The organism is Paenibacillus sp. EB106-04-04-XG159, assembly GCF_058791835.1.
Genome location: NZ_JBYTDY010000012.1, coordinates 122967 through 137792, shown reverse-complemented (window position 1 = coordinate 137792; position 14826 = coordinate 122967). Strand labels below are relative to the sequence as shown.

At 50.4% G+C, this 14826-nt stretch carries 15 protein-coding genes; 11 read left to right on the top strand and 4 right to left on the bottom strand.

What is annotated here, in order from left to right; translation table 11 throughout:
* The first annotated feature begins 17 nt into the window (after positions 1 to 17).
* Both AC3WTP_RS15970 and AC3WTP_RS15965 read left to right on the top strand, forming a co-directional pair.
* A complete protein-coding gene (locus AC3WTP_RS15970) occupies positions 18 to 755 on the top strand; it encodes a polymer-forming cytoskeletal protein (RefSeq protein ID WP_492395616.1) in 738 nt (245 codons plus the stop codon).
* Between the two features lie 28 nt (positions 756 to 783).
* Positions 784 to 1533: an IclR family transcriptional regulator gene (locus AC3WTP_RS15965; protein ID WP_492395615.1), complete on the top strand. Its 750-nt coding sequence runs from the start codon at positions 784 to 786 to the stop codon at positions 1531 to 1533.
* Between the two features lie 65 nt (positions 1534 to 1598).
* Here AC3WTP_RS15965 and AC3WTP_RS15960 read toward each other — a convergent pair whose 3' ends face one another.
* Both AC3WTP_RS15960 and AC3WTP_RS15955 read right to left on the bottom strand, forming a co-directional pair.
* Positions 1599 to 2537, bottom strand: coding sequence for a dihydrodipicolinate synthase family protein (locus AC3WTP_RS15960; protein WP_492395614.1), 939 nt, complete (start codon positions 2535 to 2537; stop codon positions 1599 to 1601).
* Between the two features lie 158 nt (positions 2538 to 2695).
* On the bottom strand, positions 2696 to 3532 hold the full coding sequence (locus AC3WTP_RS15955) for an AraC family transcriptional regulator (RefSeq protein WP_492395613.1): 837 nt from the start codon (positions 3530 to 3532) through the stop codon (positions 2696 to 2698).
* Positions 3533 to 3727: 195 nt separating this feature from the next.
* Between AC3WTP_RS15955 and AC3WTP_RS15950 the strand changes: the two genes are divergently transcribed.
* The 4 genes from AC3WTP_RS15950 to AC3WTP_RS15935 all read left to right on the top strand — a co-directional run bounded on the left by AC3WTP_RS15950 (position 3728) and on the right by AC3WTP_RS15935 (position 10193).
* Positions 3728 to 6772, top strand: coding sequence for a glycoside hydrolase family 2 TIM barrel-domain containing protein (locus AC3WTP_RS15950; protein WP_492395612.1), 3045 nt, complete (start codon positions 3728 to 3730; stop codon positions 6770 to 6772).
* A gap of 21 nt (positions 6773 to 6793) precedes the next feature.
* Positions 6794 to 7807, top strand: coding sequence for a Gfo/Idh/MocA family protein (locus AC3WTP_RS15945; RefSeq protein WP_492395611.1), 1014 nt, complete (start codon positions 6794 to 6796; stop codon positions 7805 to 7807).
* A gap of 46 nt (positions 7808 to 7853) precedes the next feature.
* Positions 7854 to 8825: an aldo/keto reductase gene (locus AC3WTP_RS15940; RefSeq protein ID WP_492395610.1), complete on the top strand. Its 972-nt coding sequence runs from the start codon at positions 7854 to 7856 to the stop codon at positions 8823 to 8825.
* 183 nt (positions 8826 to 9008) lie between these two features.
* Complete coding sequence (locus AC3WTP_RS15935; RefSeq protein ID WP_492395609.1) at positions 9009 to 10193, top strand: SLC45 family MFS transporter; 1185 nt, start codon at positions 9009 to 9011, stop codon at positions 10191 to 10193.
* A gap of 14 nt (positions 10194 to 10207) precedes the next feature.
* Here the strand turns inward: AC3WTP_RS15935 and AC3WTP_RS15930 are convergent, their stop codons facing one another.
* Both AC3WTP_RS15930 and AC3WTP_RS15925 read right to left on the bottom strand, forming a co-directional pair.
* Complete coding sequence (locus tag AC3WTP_RS15930) at positions 10208 to 10507, bottom strand: hypothetical protein (protein WP_492395608.1); 300 nt, start codon at positions 10505 to 10507, stop codon at positions 10208 to 10210.
* Positions 10508 to 10661: 154 nt separating this feature from the next.
* On the bottom strand, positions 10662 to 11678 hold the full coding sequence (locus tag AC3WTP_RS15925) for a LacI family DNA-binding transcriptional regulator (protein WP_492395607.1): 1017 nt from the start codon (positions 11676 to 11678) through the stop codon (positions 10662 to 10664).
* 157 nt (positions 11679 to 11835) lie between these two features.
* Here AC3WTP_RS15925 and AC3WTP_RS15920 point away from each other — a divergent pair, with 157 nt between their 5' ends.
* From AC3WTP_RS15920 to rbsD, 5 genes are read left to right on the top strand one after another with little or no spacing between them, the layout of a single operon-like run.
* The gene (locus tag AC3WTP_RS15920; RefSeq protein WP_492395606.1) at positions 11836 to 12156 is read left to right on the top strand and encodes a UxaA family hydrolase; all 321 of its coding nucleotides are present in this window, start codon (positions 11836 to 11838) and stop codon (positions 12154 to 12156) included.
* A gap of 30 nt (positions 12157 to 12186) precedes the next feature.
* On the top strand, positions 12187 to 13347 hold the full coding sequence (locus AC3WTP_RS15915) for a UxaA family hydrolase (RefSeq protein WP_492395605.1): 1161 nt from the start codon (positions 12187 to 12189) through the stop codon (positions 13345 to 13347).
* Between the two features lie 40 nt (positions 13348 to 13387).
* Positions 13388 to 14182, top strand: a complete 795-nt coding sequence (locus AC3WTP_RS15910; protein WP_492395604.1) for an SDR family NAD(P)-dependent oxidoreductase — start codon at positions 13388 to 13390, stop codon at positions 14180 to 14182.
* Between the two features lie 19 nt (positions 14183 to 14201).
* A complete protein-coding gene (locus AC3WTP_RS15905; protein WP_492395603.1) occupies positions 14202 to 14402 on the top strand; it encodes a hypothetical protein in 201 nt (66 codons plus the stop codon).
* Positions 14399 to 14785, top strand: a complete 387-nt coding sequence (gene rbsD / locus AC3WTP_RS15900; RefSeq protein WP_492395602.1) for a D-ribose pyranase — start codon at positions 14399 to 14401, stop codon at positions 14783 to 14785. The genes AC3WTP_RS15905 and rbsD overlap by 4 nt, the downstream gene beginning before the upstream one ends.
* The last annotated feature ends 41 nt before the right edge of the window (positions 14786 to 14826 follow it).

The window sequence follows — 14826 nt, the reverse complement described above, 5'->3', positions numbered from 1 at the left end:
GAACGGGAGGCAATAGAATGGCACAGCATGCGAAGCAAGATCTCAAGATTATAGGCTCCTCAAGCTCGCCTGGAGGGGCATACCAGCAAGCTAAGATCACGGGTGACGGAACGATTAATGGGAACCTGGATTGCAGCCTGCTCACTTGTACGGGCAATGCCAATGTGAAAGGTGCGCTAAGTACGCAGGAGATGAAGGTGCGTGGCAACCTAAACGTACGCGGAGAGCTTATTGCTGGGAAACTGATGATTCAAGGCCAGTCCGACGTTGCGGGCGACGCAAACTTTAGAGAGGGCAGCATCAGCGGCATGATGACCGTTGGAGGATGCCTGCGAAGTGAGCGATTGAATATAAAAGGCGGCCTTACGGTTGAAACGAACTGTGCAGTCGAGATTATGGATGTAGCGGGTTCCTGCAACATTAAGGGGCTGCTAAATGTGGGGCGTCTCGACATGAGTGTGAACTGGCCGAGCGAAGTGAGAGAAATCGGCGGTGAATGGATTCAAGTTCGCAAGGGCAGCATGCTCAAGAATCTGATCTCCTTTCTGCCAAGCATCATGAAGGTAATGCCTGATGCTAAGCTGAAATCGGACATCATTGAAGGCGACCGGATTAATCTTGAGCATACATGTGCCAACGTCGTACGCGGCAACGAAATCACGATTGGACAGGGCTGTGAGATCGGTCGGGTAGAGTATCGGACACATTTTACACAGGACCCGGACAGCAGAATTGCTGAAATCGTTCGAGTATAGTACAGCTTATAGAAGATAGGTGCAGGGTATGAAACGAAAGTATTGGGTGCCGGCGTTGGAGCGCGGGCATGAAGTATTGGCTTGTATCGCCCGTCATCCTTCGAAGTTGAGATTGATCGACCTGTGCGCGGCAACGGGGATTAATAAGAGCACGATGTTCTCGCTCTTGCATACGATGGAGTCGTTGGAATGGGTTGAGCGCGAGAAGGGAGATACGTACGTATTAGGTTCGACCTTCGCGTTTCTCGGCAACGCTTATTTCTCCAACATGGACGTCGTAAAGCTGTTTATGCAGCATGCTGCGGCTGCGGTAGCCGTTGTTGGCGAAACGGCGCAATTGGCGCGGCTTGAAGGAGACCATATCGTTTATCTGGCGAAGGTAGAAGCACCAACGCCAGTTCGTTTGCTCTCGGAGCCGGGAAGACGGATTCCAGCGTACACCACCGCTTTAGGTAAGGTGCTGCTTGCTGCAATGGGTGAAGCAGAAGTGGAGCGATTATATCGCGATCAAGCCTTTCTACCGTTGACTAGCAACACGTTGAAGGATATGAACGAGCTGCTGCAGCAGCTGCCGCATATACGAGAACAGGGGCATGCTGAGGATCTTGAAGAGGTGGCGGCGGGATTCTGCTGCCTAGCGGTGCCTGTTACCGACGTATTCGGGCGCGTTCTCGCAGCGGCAAGCTTCTCGATCCCGACCGGACAATGGGACGCGAAGAAAGAGCTGGCGCGCGGCGAGCTCATCCGATTGGCGGGGCAATTGTCCTCGCTCTTATAAATTGAACAAGGGTCGTGCCGCATGAAGAGGTTCATGCTGGCGCGACCCTTTATGATGTGTCTGGATTAGAATACAGGCACGAATTCTGGTTCTGGTGTGTTACTCATCAGGCCTGCTTGCGATAGAATTCTATGAAGCTCAGCCTTCTTGCTCTCAGGTAGCGGCAGTGCTGGAGCCAACACCTGTGTGGAAATGTCCAATCCGCGCATGCGAATGGCTTCCTTCACGACATTGACGAATGGCGCATCGAGCGCGTACATGTAAGGGATGTACGCGAGCTTGCGTTGAATCTGCATGAGCTCATTCATGTCTTTCTTATGGAAGGCGTTCCAGATGCCAAGCGTCAGCTCAGGCGCAAAGTTAGAGCTTGCAGGAATAGCGCCGTCTCCACCGAGAATAAGCACATCTGCTAGATACTCATCATAGCCCGCAAATACCGAAAAGTCAGGTCGAACGGACTTCACTGTATGTATCATTTCACGCATATGCGCAAGGCGGTCAACGGTATCTTTGATACCCACAACATTGGAGTAAGTCGTTGCAAGACGTTTAACGAATTCAGGCGTCAGATCTTGACCTGTCAGCATCGGAAAGTTATACAGCATAATAGGCAGCTTAACCGATCGAGCAACTCGAGAGAAATGCTCCCATAGCTGTGTCTCACCAAGTGTATAGTAGGAAGGATTAATGACGATGACTCCGTCCGCACCTTCATTTTCCGCATATCTGGACAGCTCTTCCACTTCGTCTGTGCTGTTAGCTCCTGTACCGATCCATACAGGCACGCGCTTGCCTACAGCTTCAACTGCGAAACGGGTAACCTCCTTGCGCAGATCCATCGACATGTTGGCGAATTCGCCTGCGGTACCCATAAAGAATAAGCCGTGAACACCTTGCTTGATCAAGTGTTCAATGAGAAGAGTCATTCCTTCGCGGTCAAGTGTCATATCTGATTTGAATATAGTTGAAACTGGCGGCATAATACCGCGCATTGGCAGGTTCACTGTACTTCACTCCTATCCATGATCTGACTTCATCGTAAAATAGGGGTGAGCGGGGCATGTATGACAAATGTCACACTATATTTCAAATAGAAAACTAGGTTTAGTATACTAAACTAAATTCATCGCGGAGCAAGACCTCTATAATCCTGAGCTGCTTCTCATCGCAGCCAATTCAGTTTGCGGAAAGTCTCCGGCGTCATGCCTTCATATCGCTTAAACAGCGTGCTGAAATATCCCGGTGTCTCGAATCCCACCATCCGCGCGATCTCGCCAATTCTGGCGTCAGGCGACTGAAGCATCATTTCCTTGCTCTTGTGAATGCGCAGCTGGTTCAAATACTCAACAGGCCGCTTATTCAATATTCGACGAAACAGCAAGCACAGATGCTGAACCGATAAGCCAAGCTGATCCGCCAGCTCTTCCAGCGTAATATCGCGGCTGTAGTGCTGCTCCATATAGTCGAACACAGGCTGCAAGCGAAAATAGCTCTGATCGACAGAAAGCTGCTGAACCGTCAAATATTTCATCATATCGATTAGAAATGTGTAGACGAGCTTGGATCCTTCCAAGCCTGCGAGCGGTTTCCCCGATAGTGTCAGCGATAACGCATTTTTCATATGATTCACGATTAATTCTTGACTGCTCACGCCGTATACGCCTGAGTGGGTTAAGCCAGCGATACGCGCCATCGCCGCAGCTTCCCTTCCCGAAAATGTGATCCAACATACCTCCCAAGGCGATTGTATGCTGCTGTAAGCATGCGGCTCATCCGGGTACAGAAACATCCCTGTTCCAGGCTTGACGCGCGCGGTCTGTCCATTGACCCTCAATTCTCCCTCGCCAGACAAGCAGTGCAGCCATTGATACAACGGGTATCCATCCGGTCTTTCAACGGGGTCCTGGTCCTCCCAATGCCCGGCGCCTGCCATATATATAGGAAGCTTGGCCTCCGTATCCGATTGCATAAGAAATCCGAAGGTGTCCCTCATTCTCATCTGACCTCATTTCTATTAGTATAAGAAAATCGTTAAATAAATAAGAAAATCCGAATCTGTAACTACATACTCAACAGCGTTATAATTCTATATATAATACCAGATGCATGCACCAGTTGCAGTTCTATTTGATAAGAAAATTGTTTAATTCCTATTCAAATGCAAGGTGTCTGCTCTTATGAGAGGTGCTACTAGATGACGATTCAAGCTTACTGGGAAGATCCGCAAATGCTTCAACTGAACCGTGAACGTCCACGCTCCGCTTACATTCCTTATGGTGATGTGCAAGCTGCAAGCGCAGGCAAGCGAGGCCGCTCGCCATGGTTCCAAACCTTAAACGGCAATTGGAAATTTCAATTTCATCCGCGTGCGAAGGATGTGCGGGACGAGTGGGTTGAGGGTACATACGATGTAAGCGGCTGGGATGATATGCTCGTTCCTTCTTGTTGGCAGGTGCAGGGCTATGACCAGATGCAATACACGAATGTTAATTATCCATTTCCACATGATCCGCCGTATGTTCCAGACAACAACCCTGCCGGTCTATATGTGCGAGAGTTCCAGATTGGCAGCCAGTGGCAGGAGAAAGATAAGTATATCGTATTCGAAGGTGTAAACGCTTGCTTCTATGTGTGGGTAAACGGCAGCTTAGTCGGCTACAGCCAAGGCAGCCGCGTTCCGGCGGAGTTCAACATCTCATCTCATGTGCGCGCAGGCAAGAACCGAATCGCGGTCATGGTCATCAAATGGTGCGACGGCTCCTACCTCGAGGATCAGGATCAGTGGCGCTATACGGGCATATTCCGTGATGTGTACATGCTGGCACGCGATCGTGCGCACATTCGCGACGTGTTCAACCGGGTCGAGCTCGCTGATGATTATGGCACAGGTTCGATTAAGGTGGAGGTAGAGTCCGTTGGATCTACACAGGTTAAGGTTGAGTTGAAGGACCGTGAAGGCAAGAGTTTATCTATTCAGGAAAATGTCGTGGACGGGGCGCATACGTTCGAGATTCAAGTGTCACAGCCAGTTCTGTGGAACGCGGAGCATCCGTACTTATACGATATCGTATTGACTAGCGGTACGGAAGTGATCAATTTCAAGACAGGCTTCCGCTGTATTGAAGTGGTTGACGGTGTATTCTGTATCAATGGCCGTGCGGTGAAGCTCAAGGGCGTGAATCGCCATGATTCTCATCCAGAGCTCGGTCAGACGATCCCGCTGCAGCACATGATCGATGATCTCCTGCTGATGAAGCGGCACAACATTAACACGATTCGGACATCGCACTATCCTAACGATCCGCGATTCCTTGATCTGTGCGATCAATACGGCTTCTACGTTGTAGATGAAGCAGACCTTGAATCGCATGGCGACGTGTTGTGCTACACAGACAAGGGGCTTCAGAGGCTGCCGGAATGGAAAGAGGCGTTCTTGGATCGGCAGATTCGAATGGTTGAGCGGGACAAGAACCATGCCTGCGTCATCATCTGGTCGCTTGGCAATGAGTCGAACTTCGGCCCTAATCATGTCGCGATGGCGAATTGGACTCATGAACGTGATCGCTCTCGCATAGTGCATTATGAGGGATCTTGCTGGGATTCAGAGCATCGGTTCGATCAGAGTGCTCTGGGTATTGAAAGCCGTATGTATATGTCAGTACCTGGTCTTGAAGAATACGCGCAGGATGAAGCGAATACGAAGCCGATGTTCCTGTGCGAATACAGCCATGCCATGGGCAACGGCCCAGGGGATCTGAAGGATTACTGGGACGTAATTGATGCCTATCCGAAGCTGATGGGCGGCTGTGTCTGGGAATGGGTGAACCACGGTATTAAAACATTCACGCCTGAAGGCAAACCGTTCTACGCATACGGAGGTGACTTCGGTGAAAAGCCGCACGACGGCAACTTCTGCCTCGACGGTCTGGTGTCGCCGGATCGCAAGCCGCAAATTGGCTTGTTGGAATTGAAAGAGGTCTATGCCCCAGTACGGATGCAAGCTATTGAACTGTCGAGCGGCAAGCTGAGCGTAACGAATCGCTATGATTTCAGCGATCTGTCGAAGATGGATATTCGCTGGAGAATCGAATCCCAAGGTGTGCTGCTGGAGCAAGGTCACATGGCCGCGCCTGCTGTAGAGCCTCACAGCGAGGCGGTAATTGATCTGGAATATACATTGCCTCATGTGAACGGGTCATTGGATCTGACGGTTAGCTGTGTATTGAATCAAGATACGGTGTGGGCTGAAGCTGGGTATGAGCTGGGATTCGAGCAGTTTGTGCTGAATGCGGCTGCCGATGTTGCTTCTGAAGATGCTCATTCCGCTGACAATACGACAGATGCTTCTCATTGGAATGCTCACCGCGGCGGCATAAGCGTAGTTGAGCATGGAACATGCTTGACGCTAACTGGGTTCGACTTTGAGCATGCGTTCGATCTCAGTCTAGGCGCCTTTACACGCATCTCGAAGCAAGGCGTCGAGATGATCCAAGCACCGGCACTGTTCCAAGTATGGCGCGCGCCGGCGGACAATGATCGGAACGTGCGGAATACATGGTCCGCTCAAGGCTATGACCGCGCGGTAACGAAGGTATACCGCACAGCTTGGAGCCAGATCGACGCGAATGAAGTTCGTATTGAGGTTGAATATTCATTGGGCGGCTACACAACGGCAAGCTTCGTGAGAGGAACAGCAGTGTGGACGGTTAAGTCGAGCGGTGAGATTAAGCTGGCGACAGATGTCAGTGTGCGCGAGGAGAATGAATTCCTGCCTCGCTTCGGTCTGCAGCTCACGATGCCGAAGGGGAATGAAGCCGTTTCGTATTATGGCTATGGTCCACATGAGAGCTATATCGATAAGCGCATTAGTGCAAAAAGAGGCTTATACCTCACCACTGTGGATGAGATGCATGAAGACTACATCATGCCGCAAGAGAATGGATCGCGCTATGGTACGGAATGGGCAGTTGTAAGCAATCCGCTGGGAATGGGCTTGAAGTTCACGGCGCCAGCGTCATTCTCCTTCAACGCGTCCCATTATACGCCTGCGGACTTGACGGCTGCTGAGCATAATATTGAGCTGACGCGCAGACCAGAAACGATTGTACATCTCGATTATAAGATGAGCGGCGTAGGCTCGAACTCCTGCGGTCCTCGCTTGATCGATAAGTATCAGCTGAATGAGAAGTCGTTCCGCTTCGAATTAGGCATCATGCCTGTATTCGGAGAAGACGAATAAACCATTAATGAGAGGATGTGGATGTGCTTGATCAAGCCGCTGCGATGGGGAATTATGAGTACCGCATATATCGCAGCTCGTGCAGTCATTCCAGCAATTGAGCAATCACAGCATGGCATATTGGAAGCTGTTGCGAGTCGTGACTTAGGCAAGGCGAAGCAAATGGCCGAACAATTCAAGATTGCAAAGGCATATGGCAGCTATGAGGAATTGTTGGCGGATGAGGTGATTGATGCGGTTTATATTCCGCTACCAAATCATCTCCATAAGGAATGGGTGCTGCGAGCCGCAGCAGCGGGCAAGCATGTACTGTGCGAGAAGCCGCTGGCGCTGAACGCGGCTGAAGCTCGCGAGATGGTTGATGGCTGTGCCGCAGCGGGCGTTCATCTGGCGGAGGCGTTCATGTATCGTCACCACCCGCGTATGGAGCAGATCCGCAGCCTGATCGCTGCTGGCGAGATAGGCGAGATTCGAGGCATCCACGGGGTATTCACGTTCAATAATGCCCGCGACTTTAACAATATCCGCTATCGCGTAGATTGGGGAGGCGGCTCACTGTATGATGTGGGCTGCTATCCGCTCAGCGCGGCGCGCTACTTCCTAGGACGCGAGCCAGAGGCGGTGACCGTGCATGCGATGTTCTCTGCTGAGCATGGTGACGTCGATATGATGGCATCCGGCTTGGTTGAATTCTCGGATGGCATCGCGCTGACGTTTGATTGCGGCATGTGGGCTGAACATCGCCAGACGTTGGAGATTCTCGGCACAGATGGACGAATTGTCCTTCCGATGGCCTACTCTGCGGGGGTGGACGACGCCGCGTATCGCGTCATCAGCCGCGGAACAGAGCGTGAAGAAGTGCCGGAATCGACTAATCCTTACATCGCTCAAGCGGATAATTTTGCTCGTGCTGTCGCGGGTCAACCGACACTGCCGCTTGCAGCGGATGATGCCGTACACAATATGAAGCTGCTAGAAGCCTGCTTGCATTCTGCGCGTGAGAGAAGCCGAATTGTGCTGTCCGCTCAGCCTTAGGGCCTTAATAAGGAGAGTTGTCTCGATAGTGAGAGGAGAATGGTCAATGATTGATAAGGTTAACCAGTTGGTTGGTTCGATGCCGTATATCAACATCGATGGATTGAAGCTACCTTGCTCACGGCTCGTATTAGGTTCGACGATGCTCAGTCTGGATCGTCTGGAAGCGTCTATGGAACTGCTTGACGCCTACGCTGAGATCGGCGGCAATATGATCGATTCTGCCCATATATATGGGGACAGCAGCGCGAAAGCGCTGGGATTATGGCTGAAGGAGCGTCAGAATCGAGACAGCATCATGATTATTGGCAAAGGCGCACATTTCGATGGGAACGGTCCGCGAGTGAATCGCGAAGCGATCACGGAGGATCTGCTAGTCTCCTTAGAGCGCATGCAGCTGGAAGCGGTGGATGTGTATATGCTTCATCGCGATGATCCTGAAGTGCCCGTTGGCGCCATCATGGAATGGCTGCATGAACAGGTAGAATCAGGACGCTGCCAAGCGATTGGTGTGTCGAACTGGACGACCGCTCGCATTCAAGCGGCTAATGAATATGCCGAACGAAGCGGGCTGACCAAGCTTGCCTGCAACAGCCCGAACCTCAGTCTGGCTGTGCCGAATGAGCCGCGCTGGAAAGACTGCGTATCTGCAAGCGCCCAAGATATCGAGTGGCACTCGCATACGCAGCTGCCGCTGCTCAGTTGGTCTTCGCAAGCGGGGGGCTTCTTTACCGGCCGCTTCTCGCCTGATAAGCGCGAGGATGAAGAAGCCGTACGCGTATACTACAGCGACGATAATTGGGAACGGTATGCAAGAGCTGAGGAGCTCGCGAAGCAGAAGGGCACAGATGCGAATCAGATCGCACTCGCCTACGTGCTGAATCAACCGTTCCCAACCTGTGCGCTGATCGGGCCGTACCAGGTCGCGGAGCTGATGTCCAGCTTCCGCGCGGTTCAGATCAGCCTCACGCCGCAAGAGATGGCGTGGCTCAACCTACAGACAGCGAACATAGTTTAAACCAAACAGCCGAAGGGGTTCACTCCCTTCGGCTGTTTTTTGCTGCGTTCGAGTCTCTAGCGATTGATTATTATGGATGTATTTTGCACTACACAATATTTCAGATTGTCCGTCTATTATATTAATGTATAATAATGGAAGGTGTGTAGTGAAACCTTACCTGAATCGTGAGGAGATGATCGGATGAAGAAGACATGGCTGTTAGGCTTCGGTTTTTTCAGTATTAGCATCACGTGGGCGCTCTACAATGCATTTGTGCCGTATTTTCTTGAATCATTCCTCAGCAGCACTGCGTTAATTGGATTTATGATGACGATCGACAACTACTTTGCCCTGTTTCTGCAGCCTTGGATCGGCAATCGAAGCGACAAGACCGACACTCGGGTCGGAAGACGCATGCCATATCTATTAATCGGTATGCCGCTGGGCGCCTTGTTTGTAGCACTCATTCCGTTTCATTGGAGCTTCATTACGCTCATCTTGTTCATGGTGCTGATGAATCTGGCCATGAGTATCTATCGTTCTCCGACGATCGCGTTAATGCCGGAGATTACTCCTGAAGATAAGCGAACGAAGGCTAACGGAATTATTAACTTCATGGGCGGTGTCGGGGGAATCATCGCATTTGGCGCGGGGTCCATGCTGTATGGACAGAATAAAGCGTTTCCATTCATCGCAGCTGCGATTATTACACTGATCGCGATGTTCATCTTGTATACATTCATCAAGGAAAAGCGTGATTCTGTGGTGCACATATCCGAGGATAAGCAGCGGATTAGATTAAGGGGAGAGTTGGACCGGACGACGATTATGCTGTTGGCGGCGATCTTTTTCTGGTTTGTGGCTTATCAAGGGGTAGAGTCCTTGTTTACGCTGTATGGCAAGAATCATATGGGACTGTCTGAGAGCGACTCCGCCTTCTCGCTAACGTTCTTCTCGTTATTCTTCGTGCTGTTTGCCATTCCGAGCGGTTTGCTTGGAAAGAGGTTCGGAAAGAAGAAGATCATCTTGATCGGAATATGCGGATTGTTTCTCGTATTCGCTCTCGTTCCTCTGGTCAATACTTTGCTCGTATTACGTCTCCTGTTGGCGATTGGAGGAGTATTCTGGGCATGTATCAATATTAACTCTTATCCATTAGTCGTATCGACTGGCACCGAGAGAAGCATCGGTACACGAACAGGACTCTACTATTTGGTCTCATCGTTAGCTGCGATCCTATCTCCGCCGCTTCTTGGCTTAGCAGTTGACAACCTTGGTTATGTCTCACTATTTATTGTTGCCTCAGGCAGTATGTTGTTAGCCCTGCTCTGTCTGCTCCTCAACCCGATCAAGTCGGAGAATGTGCGGATATCAGCAGAGGGGTAGAGATGGAGGGCGGACTATAATCGAAAACGCACGACATGTGACACAAGACCTTCCTGCTCCAATATGATCTTCTGCCGCGGTCCAATAAGATCAAAGTGAGGATACGGCTGACGGTGATGAATATATCGCGGATTCAGGTCGTGAGATCGGCACCAGCTCGTCAGCTTATCTAGGTCGGCGCAGCCTACCTTCGTCACAGTAGTGTATTGCGGAAATCGGTTATCGATCCAAAAATGGGTTAGATATGCTATTTCACCGCGCAGAACCGCTTGCTTCCAAGCTGCAAGCTCTTCTCGCGTTACTCCGAATGCCATAGTGACTCTTCTCCTTAGCAGAACTTGTATGGGTTGCATTCAATTCTTATTAACTATAACTGAATCCAACTTGACGTGCATATATTATAGGGGTTGTTCCGCTAGTATTATTAGCGAAACAACCCCTAAAATTCGTTGGTCTATGCGGCGTAACTCAAGCTTGTTCACTTGGAGGAGCGGCGCTCGAGTGTCTTGTGATTAGCTTGGACGGCAATACGATTTCTCGCCAGTCATTCGCTGTACCTTGTATGCGATCGACGAGCATCTGCATGCTCATGCTGCCGAATTCGTACGCAGGCTGCGAGGATACTGTCAGGAACGGATCAATCACGTAATCAGCTTCCATATCGTCAAAGCAGACGACTGACATGTCGCGCGGAACCTCTAATCCTCTAGCTCTAAGTGCACGGATGGCAGCCAGTGCAATGAAGTTGTTGGCTGCAAAGATCGCGGTAGGACGAGGATTAAGCTCGAGTAGCGTTGACACCGCTTTATCTCCATCGGAATGCGCATATCCAACTTCACAGATGTATTGCGGATTGATCTCGATCTGGTGCAATCGCATTGTTTCCACATAACCTTGCTCGCGCAAACGAGCGGTAGAGATCTGCAACGAACCGTTCAGGAGCGCAATACGCTTATGACCAAGCTCAAGCAGATGCTCGATCAGCCTGCGCGTTCCTTCTTTGCTGTCACCTAACACACTGTCCGAATCGATTCCCGGAACTTCTCGGTCAACGAGTACGAACGGAATGTTATGACTTCGCAGTTTCTCTAGGTGAGGAAGCGAAGAATCTCCCGACGGAGCGATAATAACACCATCAACCCGCGCCGACAGCACCGTATCGACATACTCGCTCTCTTTTACTGCATTTTCATCACTATTTGAAAACATCAGCCTATATCCGAGCCGCTTGGCAGCATCCTCGGCGCCGCGCGCAAGCGTCGTATAGAATGGGTTGGTAATATCAGAAATGAGCAGTGACAGCAGCTTCGTTTCCTGCAGTACAAGGCTGCGCGCCATCGCGTTCGGTACATAATTCATTTCTTCCATAATGGCTTTGACCCGCTGCCTCGTCTTGTCGCTGATCCTTCCCGTGTTATTGATAACTCGAGAAACGGTCATGGCAGAACAGTTTGCTTTCTTCGCTATATCGTATATCGTAACCATGCCATTATCCTTTCCCCATGTAGACTTCCATCTTGTTGTGAATGGATCATATGATGGGATATCCCTATCATACCGTTTTTTTTTACTTGACTACAAATGTTTTTCTTGCTAATTTTGAGATATCGGTAACCCCAAAAGTGAGAAAGGTGGAGGTTTGATGGCAGGAGAAATTAAGTCCGGTGCGGATGCATTGGTAGTAGATGAGAAGGATGATGTCGCTACGTTGATTCGTGATGCTGTTGCTGGCGAGACTGTTCATTATTGGTTAAACGGCCAATTGCAAGCGATTACATTAATCGGAGACATCCAGTTCGGACACAAGGTAGCGCTGCGGAAGATCCAATCAGGGGATACATTGAAGAAGTATGGTGAAGTCATCGGCCGCGCAACGGAAGATATCGCACCAGGATCTCATGTGCATGTGCACAACATAGAAGGTATTCGCGGACGCGGCGATCAGCATCAAGGGGAAGCATGACCCGCTAAGGATTGATAGAGGAGGTAGAATATGAAATCAATAGAAGGTTATTTGCGAGCGAACGGTGAGTACGGCATTCGCAATCATCTGTTACTTATTCCAACCGTCATATGCGCTAATCAGGTGTGCAGCCGCATTAGCCAGCTCGTTCATGGAACGGTTGCGATTCCGCATCAGCACGGATGCTCTCAGATCGGGGCGGATAAGGATCGCACATTCGATACTTTAGCTGGGACAGGGCTCAATCCGAACGTAGGCGCGGTCATCATCGTTAGTTTGGGCTGTGAGGTGATTGATCCCCGTGAATTAGCCGCTGCTATTAGGGTTAGCGGTAAACCTGTGGAGGTTCTCGAAATCCAAGAATCCGGCGGTTCCATTAAAGCGATTCAGAAAGGAACCGAGATCGCGAAGCGTCTGCGAGCTGAGCTTGACCAGCAGCAGAAGGTTGAGATGCCGCTTAGCAAGCTGCGTATCGGCGTAAAATGCGGCGGCTCGGACGCAACATCGGGAATGGCATCTAATCCAGCGCTTGGCGTTGCTTCGGATATGCTGATCGCTGAAGGCGGCACAGTCGTCATCAGTGAGACGACCGAGATCATCGGAGCAGAGCATGTGATGGCTGCCCGCTGCAGCAGCCCTGAGATCGCGGAGCAATTATATAAATATATTGATCGCTTCGAGAAGGAAATTAACCGCATGGGCGCTGACATGCGCGGAGGAAACCCGAGTCCGGGCAATATCGCTGGCGGCTTGTCTACTATCGAAGAGAAATCATTAGGATGCATCAGCAAGTGCGGTACTTCGCCAATGGTAGGAGCATTTGAATATGCTGCGCCAATCCCTGGCACGGGATTGTACTTTATGGATTCACCTGGCAACGATATTGAGTGCGTTTCCGGTATGGCGGCAAGCGGTGTTCATCTTGTATGCTTTACGACTGGCCGCGGAACTCCTACCGGAGCTGCTGTTATTCCGGTTATTAAGATTACCGGTAACAAACGGATCGCGCAGCTTATGCAGGACAACATGGATGTCGATGTGAGCGCAATGCTTGAAGGTTCAGTCAGCCTAGCGGAAGCAGGCGAAGACATCTGGCGTGAGATTGTAGACGTTGCGGCAGGCAAGGAAGTAAAGGCTGAATTGCTTGGACATCAAGAATTCAGCATCAATCGAATCGGACCAACACTCTAAACAACGAGTTGAGACGAACCATAACGAGGAGGAATTAGGAATGGGAAGATTAGATTCTAAGATTGCACTTGTAACAGGCGGAAGCCGCGGAATAGGCGAAGCGATTGTATATCGTTTGGCGGAAGAAGGCGCAGATATCGTTATTAACTATTTTAGCAGCAAGAGCACAGAAGCTGCTGAGAAGGTTAAGGCGGCAGTCGAAGCGATGGGGCGCCGCGCTTACATCGTGAAGGCTGACGTAGGGGTATCCGAACAAGTTCAAGCCATGTTCGATAAGGTAGAGGCTGAGTTTGGTCAAGTTGATATTTTGGTCAATAATGCGGGTATCGCTCCATTTGAACCTTTTCTCCAGGTGTCGGAAGACACATGGGATCGCACCTATAACACGAACGTGAAATCGATCTTCCTCTGCTCACAGCGTGCGGCTAAAGGCATGATTAAGCGTAAATACGGCAAGATCGTCAATGTGCTGTCAACGGCAAGCCTTGTTGTAACTAGCCCTGTTATTCCACACTATCAATCTTCCAAGGCTGCAGCCCATATGCTGACAAAAGGCATGGCGATTGAGCTTGGACCTTACAACATTAACGTGAACGGCGTAGGACCAAGCACAGTAGATACGGATATGTGCACAGATTATTTGGCGGATCCTAAAATTCGCGAGCTAGAGGTTCAAGCGAATCCGATGAAACGCCTTGGAACAGCGAAGCAGATCGGTGATGCTGTCGTATTCCTGGCTTCTGATGAGGCGATGCAGGTAAACGGTCATCTGCTTATGGTCGACGGCGGCTTGACTGTGAAAGCAGCGCAGCCTGACGACCATATGGAACACTAAGACTACGGGGACTTCATATATGATGAAGCGTTGGGAATACCGAATCGAAACGGACAGCTCCAAGCTGAATGAATGGGGACAGGAAGGCTGGGAGCTCGTCAATGTGGTGTGGAAGCTGGAGCAGGAGGTGTTCTATCTGAAGCGTCCCGAGATGCCGCTTAAAGATCGAATCACGCTGCAGCAGCGAGAATGCGCGCTTGAAAGGAAAGATATCCCATGAAAAAGAAGGGGATTCTGCACCCTGTGTTGAACAGAGTATTGGCAGAGACTGGACATACGGATATGCTGACAGTATGCGATCGCGGCTTTCCAGTGCCGATGGGCATTGAACGCATTGATCTCGCGTTGACGGATGACATTCCGACCGTGATGGATGTTCTTCGAGCGATAGAGGATGAATTTGTCATTGATTTCGTTGTTATTGCTGAAGAAATGATAGCTGCCAGTCCGGAGCGTTATGCAGACATGAAACGCGAATTTCCTCATCTTCGCTTGGAAGCAGTTCCGCATGTGCAGTTCAAAGAAATGGGTTCGGAATCACGCGCCGTGATTCGAACTGGGGATTCGGCGCCATATGCGAACATATTGATTGTATCTGGTTAGCTTCTGAAACCCATAACTTAATAATTTCAGGTGGTGTGTCG